The 24,748-nt window shown below is 67.8% G+C and carries 27 protein-coding genes; 22 read left to right on the top strand and 5 right to left on the bottom strand.

Going from position 1 to position 24,748, the window contains the following annotated elements; all coding sequences use genetic code 11:
• The first annotated feature begins 56 nt into the window (after window positions 1-56).
• From MXB53_RS11655 to aspS, 3 genes are all read left to right on the top strand, one after another.
• On the top strand, window positions 57-770 hold the full coding sequence (locus tag MXB53_RS11655) for a phosphoglycerol geranylgeranyltransferase (RefSeq protein ID WP_248897717.1): 714 nt from the start codon (window positions 57-59) through the stop codon (window positions 768-770).
• 50 nt (window positions 771-820) lie between these two features.
• Window positions 821-1,921, top strand: coding sequence for a mandelate racemase/muconate lactonizing enzyme family protein (locus MXB53_RS11650; protein ID WP_248897715.1), 1,101 nt, complete (start codon window positions 821-823; stop codon window positions 1,919-1,921).
• 63 nt (window positions 1,922-1,984) lie between these two features.
• A complete protein-coding gene (gene aspS, locus MXB53_RS11645; RefSeq protein WP_248897713.1) occupies window positions 1,985-3,286 on the top strand; it encodes an aspartate--tRNA(Asn) ligase in 1,302 nt (433 codons plus the stop codon).
• A 638-nt stretch (window positions 3,287-3,924) separates the two neighbouring features.
• Here aspS and MXB53_RS11640 read toward each other — a convergent pair.
• Entirely contained in the window at window positions 3,925-4,503 is a 579-nt protein-coding gene (locus tag MXB53_RS11640; RefSeq protein ID WP_248897712.1) for an LURP-one-related/scramblase family protein, read from the bottom strand.
• Between the two features lie 106 nt (window positions 4,504-4,609).
• Between MXB53_RS11640 and MXB53_RS11635 the strand changes: the two genes are divergently transcribed.
• Window positions 4,610-5,485 carry a pantoate kinase gene (locus MXB53_RS11635; RefSeq protein ID WP_248897711.1) on the top strand — a complete coding sequence of 292 codons (876 nt, stop codon included), beginning with the start codon at window positions 4,610-4,612 and terminating at the stop codon, window positions 5,483-5,485.
• Between the two features lie 37 nt (window positions 5,486-5,522).
• Window positions 5,523-6,272 carry a 4-phosphopantoate--beta-alanine ligase gene (locus tag MXB53_RS11630; protein ID WP_248897710.1) on the top strand — a complete coding sequence of 250 codons (750 nt, stop codon included), beginning with the start codon at window positions 5,523-5,525 and terminating at the stop codon, window positions 6,270-6,272.
• Window positions 6,273-6,495: 223 nt separating this feature from the next.
• On the opposite strand, the gene MXB53_RS11625 is transcribed toward MXB53_RS11630, so the two are convergent.
• A complete protein-coding gene (locus MXB53_RS11625; RefSeq protein WP_248897709.1) occupies window positions 6,496-6,666 on the bottom strand; it encodes a hypothetical protein in 171 nt (56 codons plus the stop codon).
• Window positions 6,667-6,675: 9 nt separating this feature from the next.
• Here MXB53_RS11625 and MXB53_RS11620 point away from each other — a divergent pair, with 9 nt between their 5' ends.
• The 13 genes from MXB53_RS11620 to MXB53_RS11560 all read left to right on the top strand — a co-directional run bounded on the left by MXB53_RS11620 (window position 6,676) and on the right by MXB53_RS11560 (window position 18,882).
• Window positions 6,676-7,422 (top strand): class I SAM-dependent methyltransferase, encoded by a 747-nt coding sequence (locus MXB53_RS11620; RefSeq protein WP_248897707.1) that lies wholly within the window; start codon window positions 6,676-6,678, stop codon window positions 7,420-7,422.
• 55 nt (window positions 7,423-7,477) lie between these two features.
• Window positions 7,478-9,538 (top strand): methionine--tRNA ligase, encoded by a 2,061-nt coding sequence (metG, locus tag MXB53_RS11615; RefSeq protein WP_248897706.1) that lies wholly within the window; start codon window positions 7,478-7,480, stop codon window positions 9,536-9,538.
• A 49-nt stretch (window positions 9,539-9,587) separates the two neighbouring features.
• Window positions 9,588-11,342: a pyruvate kinase gene (pyk, locus tag MXB53_RS11610; RefSeq protein ID WP_248897705.1), complete on the top strand. Its 1,755-nt coding sequence runs from the start codon at window positions 9,588-9,590 to the stop codon at window positions 11,340-11,342.
• A gap of 47 nt (window positions 11,343-11,389) precedes the next feature.
• A complete protein-coding gene (locus tag MXB53_RS11605) occupies window positions 11,390-11,584 on the top strand; it encodes a DUF7312 domain-containing protein (RefSeq protein WP_248897704.1) in 195 nt (64 codons plus the stop codon).
• A gap of 53 nt (window positions 11,585-11,637) precedes the next feature.
• A complete protein-coding gene (locus MXB53_RS11600; protein WP_248897703.1) occupies window positions 11,638-12,207 on the top strand; it encodes an NfeD family protein in 570 nt (189 codons plus the stop codon).
• A 141-nt stretch (window positions 12,208-12,348) separates the two neighbouring features.
• Window positions 12,349-12,870 carry a transcription factor gene (locus MXB53_RS11595; protein WP_248897702.1) on the top strand — a complete coding sequence of 174 codons (522 nt, stop codon included), beginning with the start codon at window positions 12,349-12,351 and terminating at the stop codon, window positions 12,868-12,870.
• On the top strand, window positions 12,870-13,535 hold the full coding sequence (locus MXB53_RS11590) for a DUF2110 family protein (protein WP_248897700.1): 666 nt from the start codon (window positions 12,870-12,872) through the stop codon (window positions 13,533-13,535). Before MXB53_RS11595 ends, MXB53_RS11590 begins: the two co-directional genes overlap by 1 nt.
• Window positions 13,536-13,538: 3 nt before the next feature.
• The gene (locus MXB53_RS11585; RefSeq protein WP_248897699.1) at window positions 13,539-14,330 is read left to right on the top strand and encodes a DUF5803 family protein; all 792 of its coding nucleotides are present in this window, start codon (window positions 13,539-13,541) and stop codon (window positions 14,328-14,330) included.
• 53 nt (window positions 14,331-14,383) lie between these two features.
• Entirely contained in the window at window positions 14,384-15,070 is a 687-nt protein-coding gene (locus MXB53_RS11580) for a competence/damage-inducible protein A (protein ID WP_248897698.1), read from the top strand.
• A gap of 49 nt (window positions 15,071-15,119) precedes the next feature.
• On the top strand, window positions 15,120-15,755 hold the full coding sequence (locus tag MXB53_RS11575) for a metal-dependent hydrolase (protein ID WP_248897697.1): 636 nt from the start codon (window positions 15,120-15,122) through the stop codon (window positions 15,753-15,755).
• 64 nt (window positions 15,756-15,819) lie between these two features.
• Complete coding sequence (locus MXB53_RS11570; RefSeq protein ID WP_248897696.1) at window positions 15,820-16,500, top strand: DUF2238 domain-containing protein; 681 nt, start codon at window positions 15,820-15,822, stop codon at window positions 16,498-16,500.
• Between the two features lie 211 nt (window positions 16,501-16,711).
• Entirely contained in the window at window positions 16,712-17,770 is a 1,059-nt protein-coding gene (locus tag MXB53_RS11565) for an ATP-NAD kinase family protein (RefSeq protein WP_248897695.1), read from the top strand.
• An 80-nt stretch (window positions 17,771-17,850) separates the two neighbouring features.
• Complete coding sequence (locus tag MXB53_RS11560) at window positions 17,851-18,882, top strand: phosphate signaling complex PhoU family protein (protein WP_248897693.1); 1,032 nt, start codon at window positions 17,851-17,853, stop codon at window positions 18,880-18,882.
• Between the two features lie 3 nt (window positions 18,883-18,885).
• On the opposite strand, the gene MXB53_RS11555 is transcribed toward MXB53_RS11560, so the two are convergent.
• Entirely contained in the window at window positions 18,886-20,085 is a 1,200-nt protein-coding gene (locus tag MXB53_RS11555) for an LEA/WHy family protein (protein WP_248897692.1), read from the bottom strand.
• A gap of 104 nt (window positions 20,086-20,189) precedes the next feature.
• Here MXB53_RS11555 and MXB53_RS11550 point away from each other — a divergent pair, with 104 nt between their 5' ends.
• Window positions 20,190-21,266, top strand: coding sequence for a phytoene/squalene synthase family protein (locus MXB53_RS11550; protein WP_248897690.1), 1,077 nt, complete (start codon window positions 20,190-20,192; stop codon window positions 21,264-21,266).
• Between the two features lie 7 nt (window positions 21,267-21,273).
• Here MXB53_RS11550 and MXB53_RS11545 read toward each other — a convergent pair whose 3' ends face one another.
• Both MXB53_RS11545 and MXB53_RS11540 read right to left on the bottom strand, forming a co-directional pair.
• Window positions 21,274-21,573, bottom strand: coding sequence for a DUF7410 domain-containing protein (locus MXB53_RS11545; RefSeq protein ID WP_248897689.1), 300 nt, complete (start codon window positions 21,571-21,573; stop codon window positions 21,274-21,276).
• Complete coding sequence (locus MXB53_RS11540) at window positions 21,570-22,958, bottom strand: hypothetical protein (RefSeq protein WP_248897688.1); 1,389 nt, start codon at window positions 22,956-22,958, stop codon at window positions 21,570-21,572. The genes MXB53_RS11545 and MXB53_RS11540 overlap by 4 nt, the downstream gene beginning before the upstream one ends.
• 99 nt (window positions 22,959-23,057) lie before the next feature.
• On the opposite strand from MXB53_RS11540, the gene MXB53_RS11535 reads away from it, so the two are divergent.
• From MXB53_RS11535 to MXB53_RS11525, 3 genes are all read left to right on the top strand, one after another.
• Window positions 23,058-23,912 (top strand): cytochrome c oxidase subunit 3, encoded by an 855-nt coding sequence (locus MXB53_RS11535; RefSeq protein WP_248897686.1) that lies wholly within the window; start codon window positions 23,058-23,060, stop codon window positions 23,910-23,912.
• A gap of 89 nt (window positions 23,913-24,001) precedes the next feature.
• Window positions 24,002-24,229: a DUF7385 family protein gene (locus tag MXB53_RS11530; RefSeq protein ID WP_283102261.1), complete on the top strand. Its 228-nt coding sequence runs from the start codon at window positions 24,002-24,004 to the stop codon at window positions 24,227-24,229.
• Between the two features lie 131 nt (window positions 24,230-24,360).
• Entirely contained in the window at window positions 24,361-24,582 is a 222-nt protein-coding gene (locus MXB53_RS11525; RefSeq protein ID WP_248897683.1) for a CDGSH iron-sulfur domain-containing protein, read from the top strand.
• Window positions 24,583-24,748 lie beyond the last annotated feature (166 nt).

Raw genomic sequence — 24,748 nt, 5'->3', positions numbered from 1 at the left:
GTATCACACGCCCGATTCGGACCCTTTTTACCGGTGCCGGGGGGTAGAGACGCGTAATGACTACGCCGTGGGACGAGTGGGACCACGTCCTCAAAGTCGACCCCGACAAGGAACTCGTCGAGGGCGAGACGTTCGAGGACGTCTGTGCCACTGGAACGGACGCCATCGAGATCGGCGGCACGACCGGCATGACCAAAGAGAAGATGGAGACGGTCGTGGACGCCTGCGCGAAATACGGCGTGCCACTGTATCAGGAACCGTCGAACCCGGCCGTCGTCATCGACGACGACGCGCTGGACGGCTACCTGATCCCGACCGTGTTCAACGCGGGCGACAGTTTCTGGGTCACCGGCGCCCACAAGGAGTGGGTTCGCCTCGAGAACGGCCTCGACTGGGACCGCACCCACACCGAGGCCTACATCGTGCTCAACCCCGACTCCTCGGTCGCGGAGTACACCGAGGCCGACTGCGACCAGTCGCCCGACGACGTGGCCGCCTACGCGTCCGTCGCCGAGAAACTGTTCGGTCAGGAGATCGTCTACATCGAATACTCGGGCATGCTCGGCGACCCCGAAACGGTGCAGGCCGCAAGCGACGTGCTCGACGAGGCGACCCTCTTCTACGGCGGCGGCATCGGCGACTACGACACCGCCCACGAGATGGGCCAACACGCCGACGTCGTCGTCGTCGGCGACCTGCTTCACGACGAGGGCTGTGACGCGGTTCGCGAGACGGTCGAGGGCGTCAAAGACGCCCACGGGGAGTCGTAAGGCCCCTGTCCGTCACCGGTTTTTACTCACCACCCGCTCCAAACGGGGGTATGGAAATCACCGACGTGCGGACGGTCAGCATCGAGGTTCCGCTGGAGCGACCGCTCGGCATCTCACGGGGCCGCGAGTTCGACACCCGCGGGGCAGCCTTCGTCGTCGTCGAAACCGACGCGGGGATCACGGGCATCGGTGAGGGCGTGGGGCCCGAGCCGTACATCGTCGAACGCATCGTCGAGGAGAAGTACGCGCCGCGTCTGATCGGGGAGGACCCCCTCGACATCGAGCGTCACTGGCAGGCGATGGTGACGGAGGACCTCTACAAGGACCGGGCCGGGCAAGGGATCTCCGCGGCCAGTGGGGTCGATATCGCGCTCTGGGACATCGCGGGCAAGCACCACGGCGTTCCGGTCTCGCGACTGCTCGGCGGGCCCGTCGGTGGCGACATCAAGCCGTACGCGAGCGATCTGTTCTGGCAGGACCCCGCGACGATGGCGGAGCGCGCGGCGTCGTACGTCGACCGCGGATTCGCGGGCGTCAAAACGCATCTGGGCCGTGGCCTCGACGCCGACGAGGAGCGCGTCGCCGCGATGCGGGACGCCATCGGTGACGCCGAACTCATGGTCGACGTGAACTGTGGCTACGACCGTCCGGACGCTCGCCGCGTCGGACGGATGCTCGACGACTACGACGTGTACTGGTACGAGGAACCGCTCTCGCCGTACGATGTCGAGGGGCTGGCCGAGCTGCGCGAGCGACTTGACGTACCCATCGCCGCCGGCGAGAACGAGTACACGAAGTGGGGCTTTCGCGACCTGTTCGAGGCGGGCGCCGTCGACTACGCGATGCCCGACGCGATGCGCTGTGGCGGCATCACCGAGGCGAAGAAAATCTGTGCGCTAGGGGAGGCGTTCGGGACGGTCGTCAGCCCCCACTGTTTCACCACGGGTGTCGGTCTCGCGGCGACGATGCACGTCATCGCGGCGTCGCCGGCCTGCGAGTGGTTGGAGTTCGACCCCACCGACTTCCCGGTGTACGAGTCGCTGTTCGAGACGCCGCCGACGCTCGACGACGGTCGGATGGCCGTGCCCGAGGAACCCGGACTCGGCGTTCGCCTCGACGCGGATGTCATCGACGAGTATCGCGTTGACTGACGGTCGACAGTACGACGACCGAAAACGACCGCGTTTAAGACGCGGCGCGCGATACGAAGGGGTATGCAGAACCGAACTCACGCGGCCGACGTCGCCGCCGGCGAAACGGCTACGGTCGCCGGCTGGGTCCACGAAATCCGGGACCTCGGCGGCATCGCCTTCCTGATCCTCCGGGACAAGACCGGCAAACTGCAGGTCAAATTCGAGAAAGACGAGATGGACGACGACCTCGTGGAGACGGGGCTCGGCGTCCACCGCGAGAGCGTCGTCGCCGTCACCGGCGCCGTCGAAGAGGAACCCCGCGCGCCGACGGGGCTGGAACTCGTCCCCGAGTCCGTCGACGTGCTGGCGGAGGCCGACCCCGAACTCCCTCTCGACCCCTCCGGGAAAGTCGACGCCGAACTGCCCACCCGTCTCGACAACCGCACGCTGGATCTCCGCAAGCCCGAGGTGAAGGCCATCTTCGAGATCCGGAGCGAAATCCTGCGCTCGGTGCGGGACTACTTCCGCTCGGTCGGGTCGACGGAGATCAACACGCCGAAAATCGTCGCCACGGGGACGGAGGGCGGCACGGAGCTCTTCCCGATCACCTACTTCGGCGAAGAGGCCTTCATGAACCAGTCGCCACAGCTGTTCAAACAGCTGATGGTCGGCTCCGGTCTGGAGCGGGTGTTCGAAATCGGCCCCATCTTCCGCGCCGAGGAGCACAACACGCCCCGGCACCTCAACGAGGCGACGATGATCGACTTCGAGTCGGCATTCGTCGACCACCACGAGGCGATGGACGTCTGTGAAGGGACGCTCCGCGCGGCCTACGAGGGCGTCGCCGAGAACTGCCAAGAGGAACTCGAACTCCTCGGCTACGACGACTTCGGCGTGCCCGAGGAGGAGTTCCCCCGCCTCACCTACGAGGAGGCCATCGAGCGCATCAACGCCACGGGCGAACTCGACACGCAACTCGTCTGGGGCGACGACCTGCCGACCGAGGCGGAGAAGGCGCTCGGCGACGACGTGGGCGGCCACTACTTCATCACCGACTGGCCCTCGGAGATCAAGCCGTTCTACATTCAGGACTACGAGGACGACCCGCAGCTCTCGAAGGGCTTCGACCTGATGCATCCGCGGATGGAACTCGTCTCGGGCGGGCAGCGCGAACACCGCTACGACGAACTCGTAGCCGGGTTCCAACAGCAGGGGCTCGACCCCGAGCAGTTCGACTACTACACCCGGATGTTCAAATACGGGATGCCGCCCCACGCCGGGTGGGCCTACGGTGTCGAGCGTCTCGTCATGACGATGCTCGACTTGGGCAATATCCGCGAGGCTGTGTTGTTCCCACGCGACCGACAGCGACTGAGTCCGTAGGACGAAGGCACCCGGGAGCGTGGACGCAGGGAGTGAAGCGAAGCGGAACGACCGTGTTCCCACGCGACCGACAGCGACTGAGTCCGTAGGACGAAGGCGCCCCGGGAGCGTGGACGCAGGGAGTGAAGCGAAGCGGAACGACCGTGTTCCCACGCGACCGACAGCGACTGAGTCCGTAGGACGAAGGCGCCCCGGGAGCGTGGACGCAGGGAGTGAAGCGAAGCGGAACGACCGTGTTCCCACGCGACCGACAGCGACTGAGTCCGTAGGACGAAGGCGCCCCGGGAGCGTGGACGCAGGGAGTGAAGCGAAGCGGAACGACCGTGTTCCCACGCGACCGACAGCGACTGAGTCCGTAGGACGAAGGCGCCCCGGGAGCGTGGACGCAGGGAGTGAAGCGAAGCGGAACGACCGTGTTCCCACGCGACCGACAGCGACTGAGTCCGTAGGACGAAGGCGCCCCGGGAGCGTGGACGCAGGGAGTGAAGCGAAGCGGAACGACCGTGTTCCCACGCGACCGACAGCGACTGAGTCCGTAGGACGAAGGCGCCCCGGGAGCGTGGACGCAGGGAGTGAAGCGAAGCGGAACGACCGTGTTCCCACGCGACCGACAGCGGCTGTCGCCGTGAGACGCCCCGCTAGTTCCCCTGGATCGCGTCGATGACCATCGCGGACGCGACGACGGCGTCTTTGGGGACGGTTTCGGCGTCGTCGATGACGATGCGGTACTGATCTCGGAGCGAGAACTGGCCGTCGATGGCCCCGACGTGGGTTCCCCGATGGTCGGTGATTTCGTATTTGTGCGGGATGAGTTCACCGAAGGGGAGGAGGTTCCGCGCGAGGGTCACGAGCGTGCCGCGGGAACTGATCTTCGCGACCGGTTCCTCCGTTTTCCCGTCCCGGATCGTCCAGGTGTCCCGGAAGAGAGAGAAGTCGTTGTCGAGGATGGCCATCCGCTCGCCAGTTTCGGCGTCGATGATGGCGTAGTTCCCCGCGATATCGAGGATCCCGCCCGCCTTGACGGTGAACACGGGGTCGCCGTCGGCGTCGACGAAGGGGAACTCCTCTTTCATCTTGAGCAGTTTCTGTTTGGCGCGGCAGACGAGTTCGCCGTTCTCGTCGTACGCCGCGTACTTGTTGCGGACGAGCGACTGCTTGACGGTGTACGTGTTGCCGGGCAGGTCGAGAGTGGAGAATCCGGGGCGGTCGACTGACATACACTAACTGGGTGGCGGGATGGTTTATGAATACTGGCGGCGGAGTGCGTCGGTCGCCGGGGTCGTTCCGACAGGGCTTAACGACTCCCCGTTCGTCGTCTTGCACATGAGCGAGCAGTCGCGTGGCGACCGCGCGTCGACGGCGTTCGTCCCGGGCCACGTCACCGGCTTTTTCAGCCCCTATCCGGACGACGACCCCGTCCGGGCCGGTTCACGCGGGGCGGGCCTGACGCTCTCGGACGGCGTCCGGGTGACGGTCCGGCCGGCCGAGGCTGACGCCGACCGACGGGTCACGCTCGACGGCGATCCGCTGTCGATGCCACCCGTGGAGACGGTGCTCGACGCGCTGAGCGTCGAGGGGGTGCGCGTCGTCGCCGACTCCGACCTGCCGCTCGGGACGGGGTTCGGCGTCTCGGGGGCGATGGCGCTCGGGACGGCGCTCGCCGCCAACGACTGCTTCGGCTGCGGGCGCACCGAAAACGAACTGGTGACGCTCGCTCACCGCGCCGAGGTTCGGGCGGGGACCGGCCTCGGCGACGTGGTGGCCCAGGCTCGGGGCGGCGTGCCGATCCGGCTCGATCCCGGCGCGCCGGCGCACGGCCGTCTCGACGGCGTTCCGGACCGTGCCTCCGTCGAATACCTCACGTTCGGTGACCTCTCGACGGCCGACGTGCTCGCGGGCGATATCGACCCGATCGTCCGCGCCGGCGAGACGGCGCTCTCGCAGCTCGTCGACCGGCCGACGCTCCCGGAACTGGTCGCGGCGTCGCGCGCGTTCGCCGGGGAGACGGGGCTGCTGACCGACCGACTCTCGGATGTCCTCGACGCCGTCGCCGACGCGGGGGGCGCGGCGTCGATGGTGATGCTCGGCGAGACGGCGTTCGCGCTGGACGAGGGCCTCTCGGCTGCCGGATTCGACGCCACATCCTGCCGGATCTGCGACGCCGGCGCCCATCTCGTGACCGGCGTCGACGAGTCCTAATCGCGGGTGTTTTGACCCGCTGTGGCGTACGTCGGCCATGGCCGAGGTCGAGATTCCGGACGACCACCCGCGTCACGACTCGCTGGTGACGCGCCACCGAATCGAGGCTGGCGTCGAGAAGGGGATCACCAGTCAACAGGGGCTCATCGCCCAGGGGCGCGGCGAAGCGTTCGACTATCTGCTCGGCGAGCGCACGCTCCCGTCGGCGGACGCCGCCGCCCGCGCCGCCGCCGCACATCTCTTGCTCGCCGAGCGTCCCGTCATCTCGGTGAACGGGAACGCCGCGGCGCTCGTCCCGGCGGAACTGGTCGAACTCGCCGGTGTCGTCGGTGCGGATCTGGAGGTGAACCTGTTCAATCGGACCGACGAGCGCATCCAGGCGATCGTCGATCACCTCCGCGCTCACGGCGCGGGCGAGGTGAAGGGACGGGAGGCGAACGCCCGCATTCCGAACCTGAACCACGAACGGGCGAAAGTCGACGCCGACGGCATCGCCGACGCCGACGTGGTACTCGTTCCGCTGGAAGACGGCGACCGGGCGGCAGCGCTCGCCGACTTGGGGAAGATCGAACTCGTCATCGACCTCAACCCGCTCTCTCGGTCGGCGCAGGTGGCCGACGTGCCGATCGTAGACAACATCCTGCGCGCGGTTCCGGCGATCACGGTCCACGCCCGCGACCTCGCGGACGCGCCGCGGACCGACCTGGAGCGGATCGTCGCGGAGTTCGATCCCGAGACGGCGCTGGCGGACGCGGAGCGGGCGATCCGCGGCGGGGAGTTGGTGTGAGCAGACAGTCGTCGCCGACCACCGGAACTGACTCACAACGATCCGTCTCAGGCGTCGCCGAGCGCCACCTCGATACGGTCGAATCCGGCTTCGGGTCCATGCTATTGGCGAAACTCAGACGGGGAGAGCCAGCGCCAGCCGTACCGACCCCATCGTCCGGCGCGAGGACGACGCCGTACCCCCGAGGGAGGCGTGTCGCCACGTCGAGGCTCCCCCGGCAGGTTCAGATCGGGAAGGCGTCGTACCTCTCCGTGGCTGGCTTTTGGGCCCGGTCAGCGCGGCGATACCTCGATGGGTCGGCGTAGGTGAGGCCGAGATACACCTCGTCGGCGACGACGTAGGCGTCGTGGATGGAACGAAAAAGCCGGTGGATGTATATCGTCACCGCGACCACGTCACCCCAATGCGACGACCGTACTTCTTCGGCGTCTACCACTGGCGCGAACGACTCGCCCGGATCGGGCTGTCGGCGCTGCTGCTCGTCGTCGCCGCGGTGACGTTCCGCCGCGGGAGCCGTCTGCGTCGTCTCGCCGCCGTCGCCGTCGGCGGTGGGGCGCTGTACCGCGGTGGCGACGCCGCCCGTCGTCTCCTCTCGCCGCCGCCCTGGGCGCTCGACCGGCCGAAATACGACGCGCTCGCGTCGATACTCCCCCTCGGCGACGCCGACCGGCTGCTCGATGTCGGCTGTGGCTCCGGTCGGTCGCTGGTCGGCCTCGCGCCGCACGTTTCGGCGGCCGCCCACGTCGTCGGCCTCGACGTGTTCGACGACCGGATCATCCTGGGCAACGGACCGAAACTGGCTCGACAGAACGGGGCGCGGGCCGGCATCGACGTGTCGCCCGTCGCGGGCGACGCCACGCGCCTGCCGTTCGACGACGGCGCCTTCGACGTGGTGACCGCCTGCCGGGTGACCCACGACATCCCCGTCGACGGGCGGGACGCGGCGTTCGCGGAACTCCGGCGGGTGTGCGCCGACGACGGGACGGTCGGCCTGCTGGAACTCCCCATCACGCCCGACGGCGTCGACGATCACGAAGCCTACTGGCGGGGGTGTCTGGAGGACGCTGATCTTTCGGTCGAACGCGTCGCGACCATCGACCGCCCGGCCCGCGACGGGGCGTACGTCGCCATCGCGGCGACGCCCGCCTGACGCCGCCGCACGGCGAACCGGCGGGCTTTAGGGTCTCATCCCCGACTGGACAGGTATGAGCCACGAGGAGTTCCCAACGGAGCGACCCGCGGTGGTGACCTGTGGGTTGCCGTACGCCAACGGCGACCTCCACATCGGGCACCTGCGAACGTACGTCGGCGGCGACGTCTACGCCCGCGCGCTGCGCAAACTGGGACAGGAGACGGCCTTCGTCTCGGGATCGGACATGCACGGCACGCCCGTCGCGGTCAACGCCGAGGAAGCGGGCGTCTCGCCCGAGGAGTTCGCGCTGGAGTGGCACGAAACCTACGAGGGGACGTTCCCGAAGTTCGGCGTCGAGTTCGACAACTACGGCCACACGCACGACGAGACGAACGTCGAACTGACGACCGACATCGTCCGGACGCTGGCGGAGAACGGCCACATCTACGAGAAGGAAATCATGGTGGCCTACGACCCCGCCGAGGAGCAGTCGCTGCCGGACCGCTACGTCGAGGGCACGTGTCCCTACTGTGGCGAACCCGCCCGCGGCGACGAGTGTGACGAGGGCTGTGGCCGCCACCTCGAACCCGGCGAAATCGAGGATCCGCGGAGCACCATCACGGGCAACCCGGCCGAATACCGCGAGCAGACCCACAAGTTCTTCCGCGTCTCCGCGTTCCAGGACTACCTCGCGAAGTTCATCGACCGCCTGGAGGGGACGCCGAACGCCCGCAATCAGCCCCGCGAGTGGATCGAGGGCGAACTGCGGGACTGGTGTATCACCCGGGATATGGACTGGGGCGTCGACTACCCCGACGAGGAGAGCGACCTCGTCCTCTACGTCTGGGTGGACGCCCCCATCGAGTACGTCTCCTCGACGAAACAGTACACCGACCGTGTCGGTGCCGACACCTTCGACTGGCAGGAGGCGTGGCAGGACGACGGCGACATCGTCCACGTCATCGGCCGCGACATCATCCAGCACCACACGGTGTTCTGGCCGGCGATGCTCCACGGCGTCGACTACACCGAACCCCGCGCCGTGATGGCCAGCGGGTTCATCACGCTCAACGGCAAGGGCTTCTCCACCTCCCGCAATCGGGCGGTGTGGGCCGACGAGTATCTGGACGAGGGGTTCCACCCCGACCTCCTGCGGTACTACCTCGCCACCAACGGCGGGTTCCAGCAGGACGTGGACTTCTCGTGGGAGCGCTTCCGCGAACGCGTCAACAACGAGCTCGTGGGGACGGTCGGCAACTTCGCCTACCGCTCGCTGCTCTTTGCCCACCGGGAGTTCGGCGGGACGCCGGACGCCGACCTCTCGCCGGAGGTGCGCGAGCGCATCGAGGACGCCATCGACGAGTTCACCGCGGCCGTCAACGACTACTCGGTGCGGGACGTGGGCGAGGCCGCCGTCTCGCTGGCCGCGTTCGGCAACGAGTACATCCAGCGACACGAACCGTGGCACCTCGTCGACGAGGATCCCGAACGCGCCGCGCAGGTGCTTCGCGACTGCGTCCAGATCGCGAAAGCCGTCGCCGTCCTCTTTGCCCCCGTCGCGCCCGGCACCTGCGACCGCCTCTGGTCGCAGGTCGGCGGCGAGGGGTCGGTCCACGACGTCGAGCTCGACGCGGCGCTCGAACCCCCCGCGGCCGAGTTCGACGAGCCCGACGAACTCTACGAGAAGATCGCCGAGGAGCGCGTCGAGGAACTCAACGAGAAGTTGGCGGAACGGGTGGCGGAATCGGAAGCAGCGGAAGCAGCCGAGGAAGCGGCCGAGAGCGCCGAAGCCCCCGACCTCGACCCTGTCTCCGAGGAGCGAATCGGCTTCGAGGAGTTCGAGGAACTGGACATGCGCGTCGGCGAGATCCTGGAGGCCGAAGGCATCGAGGGCGCGGACAAGCTCGCTCGCCTCGTCGTCGACATCGGCGTCGAGGAGCGACAGATCGTCGCGGGTATCAAGCAACTGCACGATCTGGACGAACTCCCGGGAACGCGGGTCGTCGTCCTGGCGAACCTGGAGAAAGCGGAACTGTTCGGCGTCGAATCCAACGGGATGGTGCTGGCGGCCGGCGAAGAGGCGGACCTGCTGACGACGCACGGCGACGCCGTGCCCGGCGAGCGGGTTCGGTAGACTGCTCCCGGCGGTCGGCTTTTTCACCTCTCCCGTCGAAAGGGCAGGCATGAGACGAGCAAAGATCGTCTGTACCCTCGGTCCCGCCTCCAACGACCGCGGGACGATCCGCGAACTCGCCGAGGCCGGGATGGCCGTCGCGCGACTCAACGCGAGTCACGGCACGCCCGAAGACCGCGCCGAAGTCATCCAGCGCATCCACGCCGTCGACGACGCCATCGACGACCCGCTCTCCTCGATGCTCGACCTCCAGGGGCCGGAGGTGCGGACGGCACCGATCGACGAACCGATCGAACTGGACACCGATTCGACGGTTCGGTTCGTCGAGGGCGACACCGCGACGCCCGAGGAGATCGGTCTCTCGTACTCGATCGACGCCGCCTCGCCGGGGGATCAGGTCCTCCTCGACGACGGGCGCATCGAGACCCGCGTCGAGTCGGTGAGCGACGGCGTGGTGACCGCGCGCGTCGTTTCTGGCGGCGAACTCGGCAGTCGCAAGGGGGTGAACACCCCCGGCGTCGACCTCGACCTCGACGTGGTGACCGAGAGCGACCGGCGCGACATCGAGGTCGCCGTGGAGAACGAGGCCGACTTCGTGGCGGCGAGTTTCGTCCGCGACGCCGACGACGTCTACGCCGTCACGGACGCCATCGAGAACGCCGGCGGCGACATTCCCGTCGTCTCGAAGATCGAACGGGCGGGCGCGGTCGACAACATCGACGACATCGTCGCGGCGTCCTACGGCGTGATGGTCGCACGCGGCGATCTCGGCGTCGAATGCCCGCTGGAACAGGTGCCGATGGTCCAGAAGCGCATCATCCACAGCGCACAGGACGCGGGCGTGCCCGTCATCACGGCGACGGAGATGCTGGACTCGATGGTCTCCTCGCGGCGGCCGACGCGGGCCGAAGCGTCGGACGTGGCGAACGCCGTCCTCGACGGGACGGACGCGGTGATGCTCTCGGGCGAGACGGCCATCGGCGACCACCCCGTTCGCGTCGTCGAAACGATGGACCGCATCGTCCGCGAGGTCGAATCGAGCGGCGAGTACGCCGAGACCCAGGAGGAACGGGTCCCGAAGGCTGCGGAGGGATCACAGACGGAGGCGCTGGCGCGAGCCGCCAGATATCTGGCGCGCGACCTGGGTGCGTCGGCCATCGTCGCCGTCTCCGAATCGGGATACACCGCGCGGGCGGCGGCGAAGTTCCGCCCACGCGTTCCCATCGTGGCGACGACGCCGCGGGATCACGTCCGGCGCCAACTCGCGCTCTCGTGGGGCGTCGACGCCCAGTACGCCGCCTACCGCGAGGATATCGACCGGATGATCGACGCGGCGGTCGACGCCGCCATCGACGCCGGCGTCGCCGAGAGCGGCGATACGGTGGTCGTCCTCTCGGGGATGATGACCGAACTGGAGGGAACCAACACCACGAACATGCTGAAAGTCCACGTCGCCTCCGAGACGGTGGCGACGGGGCGAAACGTGGTCAGCGGGTGGGTCTCCGGCCCCGTTTTCCGCTGCCCAGACGGCGATCTAACCGACGCACCGTCCGGCGCTATCGTCGCCCTTCCGTCGACCTTCGACGGCGAGTTCACGGGCGACACCGGTCGCATCGGCGGCATCATCGACGCACGGCCGGGCATGACGAGTTACGCGGCGCTCGTGGCGCGCGAACAGGGCGTCCCGATGATCAGCGGTGCCCCCTTGCCCGACGATGTCGCCGACGGGACGACGGTGACGGTGTACGCCGACCGCGGCGTCGTCTACGAGGGTGACGTGACGCCCCGCGAACACCCACGGTGAGCGACGGACTGCGACACCCATTTCACCACCCGTCGGCTAGGGGGAATATGAGCGCACGAGCCGACGAGGAGGGTGACACCGAGGAGTCTACCTGGCGGTTCGCCGTCGACGAGGTGGGCGAGGACGCCCCCGAACCGGAGACGATCGACCCCGGATCGCCGACGCTCGAAAACGCCGTGTTCGTCCTACTCGGCGTCCTCCTCACCGGTCTTATCTTCTACGCGGCGGCCGGCAGTCTGTAACGCGGCGCCGTCGGGACCGGTGATATAAGCCCCCGCGGACCGAAGCGTGGCGTATGGTCTGGATGTCCGTCCTCCAGTCGGGGGTTGAACTCGGCCCGGAGACGCTCCCGCTTCTCCTGGTTCTTGCCGGTATCGGCCTCTCCATCGCGGAGGCGATGGCGCCGGGTGCCCATTTCGCCGTTCTCGGCGTGGCGCTTCTCGGGGCGGGCATCGTCGGCCTCGTCCTGGGGGCCGGGCCGCTGGTTCTGGCGGCGCTGGTGCTCGCGTTCGGCGGCCTCGCGCTGGTGGGCTACCGGCGGTTCGACCTCTACGGCGACAGCGGCGCCGGGCAGACGAGCAACTCGTCGTCGCTGCGCGGACGGACGGGACGTGTCACCGAGCGCGTCACGACGCAGTCGGGGACGGTGAAACTCGACCGCGGCGGCTTCGATCCGAACTTCGCCGCTCGGTCGATGGACGGGGACATCCCCGTCGGCACCGAGGTCATCGTGGTCGACCCCGGCGGTGGCAACGTCCTCACGGTCGCGCCACTCGACGACATCGAGGACGACATCGACGCCGAACTCGCCGCAGGGCGGGAGGACGAGGAGGCCGAGCGCGAGCGCGAGGCCGAGCGGAACTGATAGGGATTATCGCAACTGTCCAGAGATTCTCGCCGTGACGGCCCGGCGAGAATCTCTGACGACTTCCGCTAATTCCTATGAGTGGACAGGCCCACTGGCTGACCGTGGCGTTTAAACCGCCGCCGCTCCGAACTGGACGCAATGGCTTTTGAGGAGCTGCTGAGCGATCCGGTGATCCAGAAGTACCTCCACGAACTCGTCGGACCGACGGGGATGCCGGTCGCTGCCGCGCCGCCGGACGGGGAGGTGACGGACGAGGAACTCGCCGAGGAACTCGAACTCGAACTGAACGACGTACGCCGTGCCCTGTTCATCCTCTACGAGAACGACCTCGCCAGTTACCGCCGCGTCCGCGACGAGGATTCGGGCTGGCTCACCTATCTCTGGACGTTCGAGTACGAGAACATCCCGGAGAACCTGGAGGAGGAGATGTACCGACTACTCGACGCGCTCGAAGAGCGCCTCGAATACGAGCGGACACACGAGTTCTATCTCTCGGAACCGGCGGGCATCCGCTTCGAGTTCAGCGAGGCGATGGAGTTCGACTTCCAGTGTCCGGAGACTGGCGCCCCGCTCGAACCGATGGAGAACGACGACCTCATCGAGGCGACGGAGCGACGCATCGAGGAGCTCCGCGACGAACTCAACGTGGACGTGGCCTGATGGTCGTTCTCGCAACCAAATGTTACGTCGAGGGCGACGCCCGTGACCGGGCGCTCGACGGGATGCGCTCGCTCGTCGACAACGACATCGGCGGTCTCGACGTGGACTGGGAGGTCGGCGTCCGCCACGACGACTTCGTCTCGGTCACCGTCACGGGCGACGACGCCGTCGTCGCGCGCAACCTCCTCCGTGAGGAGTGGGGTGAGATCGGGACCGGCTTCGAAGACGGCGAGACCTACGTCGGCACGCTCGAATCGTGGGACGAAAACGGGTTCGTCCTCGACGCGGGCGAACGGGTCCGGATCCCGGCCGACGAACTCGGCCTCGGCCCCGGGACGCCGTCGCAGATCCGCGACCGCTTCGGCCTGGTCCAGCACCTCCCCCTGCAGTTCACGGCGGGCGACCCGGCGCGACTGGCTGACGCCGAGCGCGACCGCCTGTTCGAGTGGACGCGTGGCAACGGCCGCCTGAACGTCAACAGCGCCACGCGGGGCGAGGTGCGCGCGACGATCAACCGCGCGGGACACGCCCGCGACATCGTCACCGTCGAACGCCTCGGCCTGCTCGAACAGAGCGTCATCTGCGCGGAGGGAACCGATCCGCCGGGACTGCTCGCCAGCGTCGGCGAGTATCTCCCCGCGGAGCTCAAATGCGTCGTCCCCTGAGCGATGCGTCGCCGCCACCTGCTCACCGTGCTGGGGCTTGCTGCGCTCATCCTCTCCGCCGGCTGTGCCGGTCTTCTCGGCGGGCAGTCCATCTCCGACGAGCAACTCGACGAGGAGCCGCCGTCGCCGTACACTTGGGACAACAGCGTCGACGCCCACATCACGATCACGGAAAACGCGCGTTTCCAGGCGGTCTACCGCCTCGATAGCGACTCGATAGAGTTGTTTCGCCGCGACGGCTTCGGCGGGCGCAACGCGATCTCCGTCTCGGCCGTTCGGTACCGGTACCCCAACGGCACGGTCATCACGGGGACCGAACTGGTCGCTCGCGGTGGGACCGTCGACCGGTCGCGCGAGCGGGTGCTGGTGAGCCTCCCCGACGACGCCGCGGGCGATGGTCGCCTTGCCGTCACCTCATCCAGCACGCCCAAGCGATTCAGCCTCCCGACCTTCGTCAACGGCTCGTACGCCGTGGTCCTGCCGCCGAACCGCCGGATCGAGGTGTTCCCCTTCGGGAAAGTCACCCCGAGCGGTTACGAGGTCGAATCCGCGGGTGATCAGCGGATCATTCGCTGGGACAACGTCGAGGCTGACGCCATCTCGGTGCAGTTCTACCTCCAGCGCGACCTCTACATCTTCGGCGCGGCGGCGGCCGTCTTGACGGTCGTCGGCATCGGCGGCGTCGCCTACTACCGGCGACGCATCGAGGCGCTGCGCAAACAGCGGGAGGAACTCGGCCTCGACGTCGAGACCGACGACGAGTTCGATGACGAACCGCCGCCGGGGATGGGTTGAGACCGACGACGCCTGTCAGGACTGTTTTCAACGTCGGCGCCCTACTACCGGGTATGCGAGTCGCGGTCGTTACCGTCGGGGACGAACTGCTGTCGGGGGATACCGTCAACACGAACGCCGCGTGGCTCTGTGACCGCCTCGACGAGCGGGGCGTCAGCGTCGAGCGCGTCACCACCGTCCCCGACCGCATCGCCGACATCGCCCGCGTGGTCAACGAGTACCGCGCGGAGTACGACGCCGTCGTCGTCACGGGCGGCGTCGGCCCGACCCACGACGACGTGACGATGGAGGGCGTCGCCGCGGCGTTCGGTCGCGACCTCATCCACAGCGAGGACGCTGCCGCGTGGATCGAGGAACACGGCGACTACGCGGCCGACGACCTCACCGACGAGACGACCCATCTGCCGGCGGGGGCGCGGATGCTTCCCAACCCCGAGGGCGTCGCCCCCGGTGCCGTCCTCGATAGCGTCTACGTCCTCCCGGGCGTCCCCGAGGAGATGAAAGCCATGTTCGCGTCCGTCGAAGCCGAGTTCGAGGGGGAGCGAACGCACGTCGCGGAGGTGCGGACGACCGAACCCGAGAGCGCGCTCCTCGACCGCGTCGAGGGCGTGCAGGAGGCGTTCGACGTGCGTGTCGGAAGCTACCCCGGCGAGGACGTTCGGCTGAAAGTGATCGCGGCCGACAGCGAAACGGCAGCCGAAGCGGCCGCGTGGCTTCGCGAGCGGGTCGACACCGCCTGATTCTCGCGGGAGCGATATACTGAAAGGGTCGTGCCGCCTTTCGACGAGTATGATGCTGCCGACACACGCCCTCGCCGGGATGCTGCTGGCCCTGCCGGTGGCGCTCGCGATGCCCGAGTTCGCGGGCGTTGCCCTCCTCGCGGGCTTTCTCGGCGGGGTGGTCCCGGACGCGGATCTGTACGCCGGCCACCGACGAACGCTCCACTACCCGGTCTACTACTCGGCGCTCGTCCCGGCCGGCGTTCTGGCGCTGGCAGTGTGGCCGTCGGTGATGACGGTCGCTCTCGCCGTGTTCCTCCTTGCGGCGGCGGCCCACAGCGTCGCCGACGTCTTCGGCGGCGGGTTGGAACTCCGTCCCTGGGAAGCCACCTCGAACCGGGCGGTGTACGACCATTACAACCGCCGTTGGGTCGCGCCTCGCCACTGGATCCGCTACGACGGCGCCCCGTCGGATCTCGCCCTATCCGTCGCGCTCGCCGCGCCGCTGCTGTTCGTCGTCGGCCCCTCGCATCGGTGGCTCGTCACCGCCGCGCTCGTCGTCGCCGTCGTGTACGCGACCGTCCGGCGGACGTTACCGTCGGTCGTCGAACGCCTCGTGGGTGGCCTCCCGACGTGGCTGCTGGCGTATCTCCCCGCGCGGTACTGCTCGCCAGACCACGTGGCTGTGACCGGGCACGAACGGTGATCCACGTCCGGTACGACGCGGCGCGGCGCTCGCTCACGACGGCGGTTCGGGATAGCGACACGCCATGATCGGGCCGGTCGGCGTCGCGGAACTGTCGTTGCCGGCGGCGATCGGTGTGACGCTGATCGAGGGGATTCGCCGACGGGACGGCGCTATCGTCGTGAACGCGGTGGCCGCCCTTCTGGCGGCGCTCACGCCCGTCCTCCTCGGAAGCGTGCTGATGGTCGACCGGACCGCCGGTTCCTGGTCGATTCTCTCCCTGTGGCTCGGCGTCGCCGGCTTCCTCCACTGTCTGGGGATGCTCGGCTGGTACGAGTCGGTGTGGTGGTGGGATCACGTGACACACACAACATCTGCGGCGCTCGTGGCTGCGTTCCTCTACGCCGGGTTCGTCGCGAGCAGTGACGCGTCGGCGCTCGCCCAGACGCTCACCGCCGGCGGGGCGACGGTGGCGGTGACGGTCGGGGCCGGCGTCCTCTGGGAACTCGTCGAACTGCTCGCCCGCGACCTCGGCGAGCGGTTCGGCGTCGACCCCGTGCTCGTTCATTACGGGTGGCGCGATACGGCCTTCGACCTCGGATTCGACGTCGTCGGCGCGGTCGGAATCGTCCTCCTCGACGTTCGGCTCTTCGTCCCGATAGCCGACCGCTTCCCGGCCGCGACCGGCGCGTTGCTCCGATGGAGCGCCGGCACGGTGTTCGTCGGCGTGGCGCTCCTCGCGGTGGTCGTCTACCGGGATCGGTGACCGCTCGGACTGGTCACCGGCCCAGGTACAGCAGCCAGACGAGCGTGATTACGAGACTGGCGAGCAGGACGGCAACGCCGGTCGCCGCGATGGGGAGCGGCTCCGCGGCCTGGAGCGGAAGCATGGACCGGCCTACTCGCGGCAGGCGCTTAAGCGTTCGTCGTGGGTCGGAGGCGGACTCCTTTTTCCTCGCCCGCCCCTACGCCACGCCATGCGACTCGGGTTCGTGGTCAATCCAATCGCCGGCATGGGCGGGCGGGTCGGCCTGAAAGGGACGGACGAGAAGGTTGCGGAGGCGCGCGCCCGGGGGGCGACGCCGCGTGCGCCGGACCGCGCCCGCCGCGCGCTCTCGGCCATCGCGACGCGTCTCCCCGAGACGACGGTTCTGACGTGGGGTGAGCCGATGGGCGCGTCGCTCGCCGCGGAGGTGGACCTCGTCTCCGAGGTGCTCGGTTCGCCCGAGGGCGAGGAGACGACGGCCGCCGACACCCGCGCCGCCGTCGCGGCGTTCGTCGACGCCGACGTCGATGTCGTCTGTTTCGTCGGCGGCGACGGCACCGCCGCGGACGTGGCCGAGGCGCTGTCGGACACCGACGTGCCGATGCTCGGCGTGCCGGCGGGCGTCAAGGTGTACTCGTCGGTGTTCGCCGTCTCGCCGGAGGACGCCGCCGAGGTCCTCGCCTCTTTCGAACGGACCGAGCGACGGGAGGTGCTCGACATCGACGAGGACGCCTACCGCGAGGGGTCGGTCGATCCGGAACTCCGCGCGGTGGTGCAGGTGCCGATCGGCGAGCAGTTGCAGTCGTCGAAACAGACCGGGAGCGGCAACGTCGAGTCGATCGCCGCGGGGTTCGTCGAGGAGATGGAACCCGGCGTCACGTACGTCCTCGGCCCCGGGAGTACGGTCGGTGCGATCAAGGACGCTCTCGGATTCGAGGGATCGCCGCTGGGCGTCGACGTGTGGCGTGACGGAGCGGTGCTCGCTCGCGACGCCTCGGAGTCCGCGATTCTCGACGCCCTCGGCGATCGCAACGTCGTCGTGGTCTCACCCATCGGCGGACAGGGGTTCATCCTCGGCCGTGGCAACCCCCAGCTCTCGCCGGCGGTCGTCCGCCAGTGCGAACTCGAAGTCGTCGCTTCTCGGACGAAACTCGACGACATCGGTCGACTCCGGGTCGACACCGACGACCCCGAACTCGACGCGGAACTCCGTGGCTGGACCCGAGTCCGGGTCGGCCGGTTCGAGCACCGCCTGATGGAAGTCGCGTAAAACCGCCCGACATCAACGGCTATCATGTGGTATAATGGTGCATAGTGAAGATTAAGGTCATCCGGAGCAGTATGTGTGATATGGAAACCCGGAAGGTACAACGGCTGGGGCCGTCCACGCTGGCGATGACGCTCCCGGCGGAGTGGGCCAAAGAGAACGACGTGGAGAAAGGCGACGAGGTGTCGCTTCGGATGGGTGGGAAGGGGACGCTGACGGTTCTCCCGGAGTCGGCGAGCACCGAGGGGGCGACGGCGACGATCCACGCCGACAACCTCGATTCGGGAGCGCTCGAACGCGCCATCGTGGCGCAGTACGTCCTCGGCCGGCGCGTCATCCACATCGAGAAGTCCGAAGGCGCGCTCGACAGCGAGCATATCAACGCCGTCTACCGGGCCGAGACCCAGTTGATGGGGCTCGGCGTGATCGAGGAGACGCCCGAGCGGATCGCCATTCGGTGTTCCGTCGACCCCGAGGACTTCACCCTCGACAATCTCCTCGAGCGACTGGAGAACACCGGCAGCACGATGCGCGGCGAGTCGGTCAAGGCGCTCGCTCACGGCAACGCCGACCTGGCCGAACGCGCCCTGAACCGCGAGCGACAGGCGAACAAGATCTTCGTCCTCCTGCTTCGCCTCATCTTCATGGCGTATCAGAACCCGAATCTCGCCCGGGCCGTCGGCCTCGAGTCGGGATTCCCGCTGATCGGCTACCGATCGGTCGCGAAGAACCTCGAACTCACCGCCGACAACGCCGAAGACATCGGTGACATCGCGCTGGACGCCAAGAACAACACGCTCGATGTCGACGGATCGACGATGCGACAGATCCGCGAGTTCAACGATCAGGTCGACGAGATCACGGCGACGGCGGTCGAAGCCGTCGTCGAACGCGACTACGACAAGGCCATCGCGGTCGGGCACATGTTCGAGGACATCAGCGACCGCGAAATGGAGTTGATCCGGAGTCTGCCGGACATGCCGAAAGTCGAACTCCTTCGCACGCGAGAGGTGCTGGTCAGCCTCCAGCAGACCGCGCAGTACGCCATGCGCAACGCCGAAATCGCGGCGAACCTCGCGCTCAACGACGAGTCCGAACACGTCACGATCGAATAGCGCCTACCGTACCGGCTGTGTCGCCGTCGACACGCCCATCGAGAGCAGGCCGCCGTCGGTCTCGGTCGGCGTCGGCGTCGCGGTTGCTGTTGCCGTCTCCGTCGATGTCGTTTCGGTGCCGTCGTCGAGCAGTCCCCCGTCGGTTTCGGTCGGTGTCGGCGTCGCGGTTCCGTCCTCGCTCGGCGTCGCCGTCCCTTCGTTCTCGCCACTCGGCGTCGGTGTCGTCGATTCAGTCCCCTCATTCGATCCGCTCGCCGTCTCGGTTTTCGACCCGAAGATGTCCGTCTCGATCGTTCGGGTGTAGGTCAGCGGATCGAGCGGGATTTCGATGGTGCCCGTCGGGAGTTCGACCTGCGCGGCGAAATCGATCCGAAGGTCGGTCGTCTGGTTGTTTTCGAGGTGGGTCACCCACCACTCGTCGATGTTGTCGTTGTTGAGTCGGGTCGTCGCGTGGATCGTTCGCGTCCCGTTCGGCGGGATCACGGCTGGGTTCTCGGTGGCGCCCGTCCCCATCTCGATGTCGTTCATGGTCGCCCGGTAGCTGAGTTCCGAGATCGGAACCGGGTACGGGTTGGGGTTGTAGACGACGAACGTCATGTTGATGTTCGTCGTCGACGAGTCGACCGTCCCCCACTCCGCGCTCGTTTCCTCGATGTAGAGGACGGGTTCACCGCCGCCCTGTTCTTCGCCGACGGGGCGGCGTTCGGTGGAGTTGAACGCCGAGATGATGTCGGTCTCGATGGTGCGGGTTACTTTCGGCGCGCCGGCCGACGCGCCGAGTGTCGAGGAGTGAACGTCGGCGCTAACAGCGAGTTCGGTTCGTTCGCCGTTGCGGATGTGGCTCACCCACCAGGGCGGGATGCGGTCGTTCGAGAGACGGGTCGTCAGCGGGATTGTGGAGTTCCCCTTCGGCAGCGAGAGGCCTTCCTTGGCGCCCGTCGCCATCCGAACTCCGTTCATGTCGATGGCGTAATCGACCCGGAGTCCGCCGAGACTGGCGCCAATGGGGTTCGGATTCCGGACGTGCAGGTCGCTTTCGACGACGGTCGTCGTGTCGTTGACGTCGCCGAACCGGTTGTCGATGCCGGACACCGACGGCTGACTGAAGAGGACGAAGGCGCCGCCGGCGAGAAGTACCACGACCACGATGCCGAGCGCGAGGATCCGCTTGGTGGACAGACGCTCGCGTAGTCGGGAGAGCATACCGGCAGGAGGGATGGGCAGCGCATACCGTTTTTGGCTTGGACCGGCCCATGTTACCCACGAGGCTTTTTAACCCCCACGGGCGTAACCCGCAATAGCTCCGAATGTCTCGACACGCAGCCAGACCTCCCGGTGACCCGGACGACCTCGAATGGTGTCACGAGGCGGTGCAGGGCGTCTCCCGAACGTTCGCGTTGACCGTCGACGTACTCGACGAACCGATGGCGTCGTACATCTGTATCGGCTACCTCCTCTGCCGCGTCCCCGACACCGTCGAGGACGCCGACCACATCCCACCGGCCGAGCAGGCGGCGCTCCTGCGCGAGTACGACCGGGCGCTCGACCCGGACGACGACACCGACGCCGCGTCGTTCCGGGCAGCCGTCGACGAGTGGCTCCCGGCCGCGGCCGACCGGAACGACGACTGGGAGGTCGTCGCCAGCACCCCGCGGGTCCTCCGCACCTTCAACGCGCTCCCCGACGACGTACAGGCGGCGGTCAGGCCGCCCGCCCGCGAACTCGTCCAGGGAATGGCGATGTTCGTCGAGCGCTACGCCGACGAAGGCGGTCTGCGCCTCCAGTCTCGGGAGGAACTGGAGGAGTACTGTTACTACGCCGCCGGCACCGTCGGCAATCTGGTCACGAATCTGGTTGCGCGTGGCGACCTCACCGGCGAGCGACGCGCCCGCCTCTACGACACCGCCGAGGAGTTCGGCCTGTTGCTCCAGCTGGTCAACGTCGCCAAGGATGTCTACGACGACTACACCGAGGAGGACAACGTCTACCTGCCCGCGGAGTGGCTGGCTGCGGAGGGCGTCCCCCAGGACGCCGTCGTCGACCCCGATCATCGGTCGGGGGCCGCGGCCGTCGTCCGGCGCACCGCTCGCCACGCCCGCTCCTTCCTCGACGACGCCCAGACGTATCTGGAGACGGTGCCGACCACCGACGGCAACACCGTCGCGGCGTGGGCTATTCCGTTCCTGCTCGCCGTCGGGACGCTCCGGGAACTCCTCGCGCGGCCCGAGGACGCCCTCTCCGACACCGGCGTGAAGATTTCGCGCCAGGAGGTGTTCGCCGTCGTCACCGAGATGACGGGCTCGGAGGCCCGCGCGACGCTCGACGAGCTCCGGGCCGACATCGCCGGACAGCCGTATCATCGGGCCAGCGGCCAGGCCGACTGACCGGTCCTCACGTCACCACGGCGTACGTGAGCAGGAAGCCGAAGTACAGCGCCACGACGCCCGCCAGCGCGAGGAGCCTGAACCGCTGGAGTCGCTCTTCTTCCGTCGCTCGCGCGTCCTCGAAGGCGTCTCGTTCTTCTGCCGACAGCGACGACGGGTGTTCCAGGCCGCGGTGGAGCGCCAGATACGTTTCGCGGGTAAACGGGCGGCCACAGTACTCACAGACGTGGGGCGTCGCCCCCGGCGGTACGTGAACGTCGTCGGCGTCCGTGCCGGCGCGGTCGGTCGGGGTGATGTCGTCGGTCATGTGGCGAGGAAGGGGGGTGCGACGTACGGTTCGGCGACGATCCAGAGGCTGAGCATCGTGTAGCCGATCATCACGGCTGTCACGCCGTACTGGCTCCGGACGGCCTGGAGGCGCGAGGGGAACACGTCGTACGCCGTCGCGTGGGCGACCCAGACGGCGAACAGGTGGCCGACGAGGACGCAGGCGAGTTCCAGACCGCCGAACCACGCTGGTAGGCCGGCGAGTTGCGGCGGCATCGCGGGCGGCGAGAGGGGCGCAGCGGCGACGGCCGCGAGCGTCGGCGAGAGGACGAGCACCGATCCGAGGTTGTGCGCGAGATGATAGCCCGCGGCGATGGGGAGCAACGAGGGGGCGAAGCGCCGAGCGAGGTACGTCGCCGAGCGGTAGGTGTCGGCGCGCCGCCGTCCGATCCGGGCGGCGGCACGGAACGCCAGGTAGAACAGCCCCGCGCCGGCGAGGTAGGTGCCGAGATAGACCACGAGCGGTGGGACACCCATCTCGACGACAGCTCGGACGCCGGCCGCCCAGGGCCCCGTCGCGACGCCGCCGTCGTACGTGGTGACGAACAGGAGCGTGACGATGAAGGCCACGTCGTCGCGCCCTTCGAGTGTCGTCTCCGGGAGCGCGCTCCCGGGGAGGCGCAGGCGCAGGCGACCGTTGTCGACGCCGAGGGGCGCGAGTCGGCCGTAGTAGCGGAAGGCCCGCGCGAGCGGGTCGACGCGCTCGAACCACTGGTCGGCGCCGAAGACGACGGCGCCGCCGAGCGTCGTCACCGTGTACGCCGCGAGCACCGCCACCAGAAGGCGCGGGTCGTCGGCAAGCGGCGTCGCGATTTCCACCCACACGAGCACGAGGAGGCCGGCGACGCTCGGCCAGGACCCCACGCTCTCGGGGTACGACCGACCGAGCGTCGGCAGCCGTTCGGCCACGGTTCGGAACGGATTGAGCGTCGGCCAGGTGTTGCCAAGGAGGTACGTCGAAGCGACGTAGCCGCCCCACCAGCCGACCCAGACGACGAGCACCGTGAGGCTTCGGACGCCGGTCGTCGGGCCGATGGCGCCGACGACGAGCGTGACGGCCACGATGCCGACGCCCGCGAGCGACGCGACGGAGCGACCGACGCGGCCCGGGTCGGGAACGTCTCGCCGCCAGTCGTGCAGGGCGTCGATGAGTCGGCGGTCGGTGACGAAACTGGCGAGGAGAAACGAGATGCCGACGACGCCGCCGCCCGTGAGCAGGAACAGCCAGGTAGGGATGGCGATCGGATCGCGTGCCGAACCGGCGAGTCCGCCGCTGTGTGCGGCCGTGACGCCGACGAACGTCGCGAGCGATAGGAGGGTCGCGGCGACGGCGACGCGGGCCTGGCCCTGCCGGTGTGAGTCCATCGGCGGGCGTTCGGGCCTCCGAAAGGAGTAGCTTCCGGAACGCCCCGACGCCGGCGACGGTTGGGAGGATTTTTGGTAGTCGAATCTCAACGGGGGGGTATGAGTACGGATCACGGCGGTGACGAACACGAACATCACCTCCCGGCCGTCGAGGACTGGCCCCGAGGGTTCGGGGAGGCAAGCTGGTGGCCGTTCATCACGGCACTGGGTGCCGGTGGCATCTATCTCGGTGCGGCCCTGTACATCGTCTCCGGTGGCGCGGAGTCGGCGATCAATCCCCTGTTCGCGCCGCTCGTCGTCGCTGCGAGCGTCGGGACGTTCCTGCTCGGCCTCTACGGCTGGCTGTATCACGCCTTCGTCGTCGAGTTCTGGTCGCGCGGGAGCGACGAGACGAGCGCGTCCGCGCTCCGCTGGGGCATGTTAGCGTTCCTCGGATCGGAAATCGCGACCTTCGGCGCGGTGTTCACGTACTACTTCTTCATCCGCGCGGGGACGTGGCCACCGCAGGAACTCCCGCATCTCACCGGCTCGCTCGTCATCATCAACACCGCGATTCTGGTGGTGTCGAGTCTGACGCTCCACTGGGCACACGTCGCGATCCGTAACGACAACCGCCGGAAGTTCCTGATGGGACTGCTGGCGACCCTGCTGCTCGGTGTGGTCTTCATCGGCGGCCAGATCTACGAGTACTACGAGTTCATCGTCCATACGGAGTTCACCGTCACGTCCGGGCTGTTCGGCTCCGCGTTCTACGGCCTGACCGGCCTCCACGGCCTCCACGTCTCGCTGGGTGGGGTGCTCCTCGCCATCGTGACGATTCGGGCGCTCGCGGGGCAGTACTCCGCCGACCGTCACGTCTCGGTCTCCACCGTCTCGATGTACTGGCACTTCGTCGACGTGGTCTGGATCTTCCTCGTCGTCGTCCTGTACGCCGGCGCGGAACTCGGCGCGTAAGCGGCCGACTTCGTTTTTCGCCGCGCTCCCGTCGACCGATGACGGGCTCGCGCCGTGGATTTATGTAGTCGCACGCGTCAGACGTGAACATGGAGGATTTCGAGCAGCTCGTGTCGTCGCTGACGCCCCGTGAGGAGAACGACGAGATCAAACTGTACCAGAACACGGTCGCCGTGGCCTGTCCCGTCTGTGACGAGCCGTTCGACGACCTCGTCGTCTGCAAGAACGAGGAGACCAGCCTGGAACAGATCGAACCGCTCGATATCTGTGTCACCGTTCACGACGGAAGCCCGCTCCTGTTCACCCACAAGCACTGATACGGTTTATTGCACGTCAGGACCGGTGATGCGCTGGGACGATCCAGCGAACCACGGGAAACAGTTACAATAATCCGTCTGACTCCCGCCGCGGCCGACAGTATAAGGCGTCCCTCCGGCTATCCCCCGGTATGGCACGAGAGGTCACGCACACCGCGACCGGACCGAAGATGCTGACGCCGGACGACATCGACGACGAACACGGCGACATCGCGATCTGTCTGTGTGGACTGAGCGAGGACTCTCCGTTCTGTGACGGTTCACACAAACGGGCCGAGGACGAAGCGTCCGACGCGCGGTACAAGTACGTCGACGGAGAGCGGCGGCGCGTCTCCCTCGACTTCGAGGAGTGAGACGGTTCCTTGTACGTCAGTACCGGTGGGTCGCCAAGACGGATCGGCGGCACCGAAAGACAGTCACAGTAATCCGTATGATACCGTCGGCCGTGCGGCAGTCAAGAGATTCGACCGGGGTGACGAACCTCTCGAAACAGTTACAGCCGGCGGTATGAGGCGGTCG

The organism is Haloplanus sp. XH21 (assembly GCF_023276355.1).
GTDB classification, from domain to species: Archaea; Halobacteriota; Halobacteria; order Halobacteriales; family Haloferacaceae; genus Haloplanus; species Haloplanus halobius.
Note: the sequence above shows the minus strand (reverse complement) of the source record. Positions and strands in the feature narration are given on the sequence as shown.

What these genes read in the sequence shown, in the direction of transcription:
- MXB53_RS11655 (WP_248897717.1), top strand. Translation starts at nt 57, where the DNA reads ATGACTACGCCGTGGGACGAGTGGGACCACGTCCTCAAAGTCGACCCC.
- MXB53_RS11650 (WP_248897715.1), top strand. Translation starts at nt 821, where the DNA reads ATGGAAATCACCGACGTGCGGACGGTCAGCATCGAGGTTCCGCTGGAG.
- aspS (WP_248897713.1), top strand. Translation starts at nt 1,985, where the DNA reads ATGCAGAACCGAACTCACGCGGCCGACGTCGCCGCCGGCGAAACGGCT.
- MXB53_RS11640 (WP_248897712.1), bottom strand. Translation starts at nt 4,503, where the DNA reads ATGTCAGTCGACCGCCCCGGATTCTCCACTCTCGACCTGCCCGGCAAC.
- MXB53_RS11635 (WP_248897711.1), top strand. Translation starts at nt 4,610, where the DNA reads ATGAGCGAGCAGTCGCGTGGCGACCGCGCGTCGACGGCGTTCGTCCCG.
- MXB53_RS11630 (WP_248897710.1), top strand. Translation starts at nt 5,523, where the DNA reads ATGGCCGAGGTCGAGATTCCGGACGACCACCCGCGTCACGACTCGCTG.
- MXB53_RS11620 (WP_248897707.1), top strand. Translation starts at nt 6,676, where the DNA reads ATGCGACGACCGTACTTCTTCGGCGTCTACCACTGGCGCGAACGACTC.
- metG (WP_248897706.1), top strand. Translation starts at nt 7,478, where the DNA reads ATGAGCCACGAGGAGTTCCCAACGGAGCGACCCGCGGTGGTGACCTGT.
- pyk (WP_248897705.1), top strand. Translation starts at nt 9,588, where the DNA reads ATGAGACGAGCAAAGATCGTCTGTACCCTCGGTCCCGCCTCCAACGAC.
- MXB53_RS11605 (WP_248897704.1), top strand. Translation starts at nt 11,390, where the DNA reads ATGAGCGCACGAGCCGACGAGGAGGGTGACACCGAGGAGTCTACCTGG.
- MXB53_RS11600 (WP_248897703.1), top strand. Translation starts at nt 11,638, where the DNA reads ATGGTCTGGATGTCCGTCCTCCAGTCGGGGGTTGAACTCGGCCCGGAG.
- MXB53_RS11595 (WP_248897702.1), top strand. Translation starts at nt 12,349, where the DNA reads ATGGCTTTTGAGGAGCTGCTGAGCGATCCGGTGATCCAGAAGTACCTC.
- MXB53_RS11590 (WP_248897700.1), top strand. Translation starts at nt 12,870, where the DNA reads ATGGTCGTTCTCGCAACCAAATGTTACGTCGAGGGCGACGCCCGTGAC.
- MXB53_RS11585 (WP_248897699.1), top strand. Translation starts at nt 13,539, where the DNA reads ATGCGTCGCCGCCACCTGCTCACCGTGCTGGGGCTTGCTGCGCTCATC.
- MXB53_RS11580 (WP_248897698.1), top strand. Translation starts at nt 14,384, where the DNA reads ATGCGAGTCGCGGTCGTTACCGTCGGGGACGAACTGCTGTCGGGGGAT.
- MXB53_RS11575 (WP_248897697.1), top strand. Translation starts at nt 15,120, where the DNA reads ATGATGCTGCCGACACACGCCCTCGCCGGGATGCTGCTGGCCCTGCCG.
- MXB53_RS11570 (WP_248897696.1), top strand. Translation starts at nt 15,820, where the DNA reads ATGATCGGGCCGGTCGGCGTCGCGGAACTGTCGTTGCCGGCGGCGATC.
- MXB53_RS11565 (WP_248897695.1), top strand. Translation starts at nt 16,712, where the DNA reads ATGCGACTCGGGTTCGTGGTCAATCCAATCGCCGGCATGGGCGGGCGG.
- MXB53_RS11560 (WP_248897693.1), top strand. Translation starts at nt 17,851, where the DNA reads ATGGAAACCCGGAAGGTACAACGGCTGGGGCCGTCCACGCTGGCGATG.
- MXB53_RS11555 (WP_248897692.1), bottom strand. Translation starts at nt 20,085, where the DNA reads ATGCTCTCCCGACTACGCGAGCGTCTGTCCACCAAGCGGATCCTCGCG.
- MXB53_RS11550 (WP_248897690.1), top strand. Translation starts at nt 20,190, where the DNA reads ATGTCTCGACACGCAGCCAGACCTCCCGGTGACCCGGACGACCTCGAA.
- MXB53_RS11545 (WP_248897689.1), bottom strand. Translation starts at nt 21,573, where the DNA reads ATGACCGACGACATCACCCCGACCGACCGCGCCGGCACGGACGCCGAC.
- MXB53_RS11540 (WP_248897688.1), bottom strand. Translation starts at nt 22,958, where the DNA reads ATGGACTCACACCGGCAGGGCCAGGCCCGCGTCGCCGTCGCCGCGACC.
- MXB53_RS11535 (WP_248897686.1), top strand. Translation starts at nt 23,058, where the DNA reads ATGAGTACGGATCACGGCGGTGACGAACACGAACATCACCTCCCGGCC.
- MXB53_RS11530 (WP_283102261.1), top strand. Translation starts at nt 24,002, where the DNA reads ATGGAGGATTTCGAGCAGCTCGTGTCGTCGCTGACGCCCCGTGAGGAG.
- MXB53_RS11525 (WP_248897683.1), top strand. Translation starts at nt 24,361, where the DNA reads ATGGCACGAGAGGTCACGCACACCGCGACCGGACCGAAGATGCTGACG.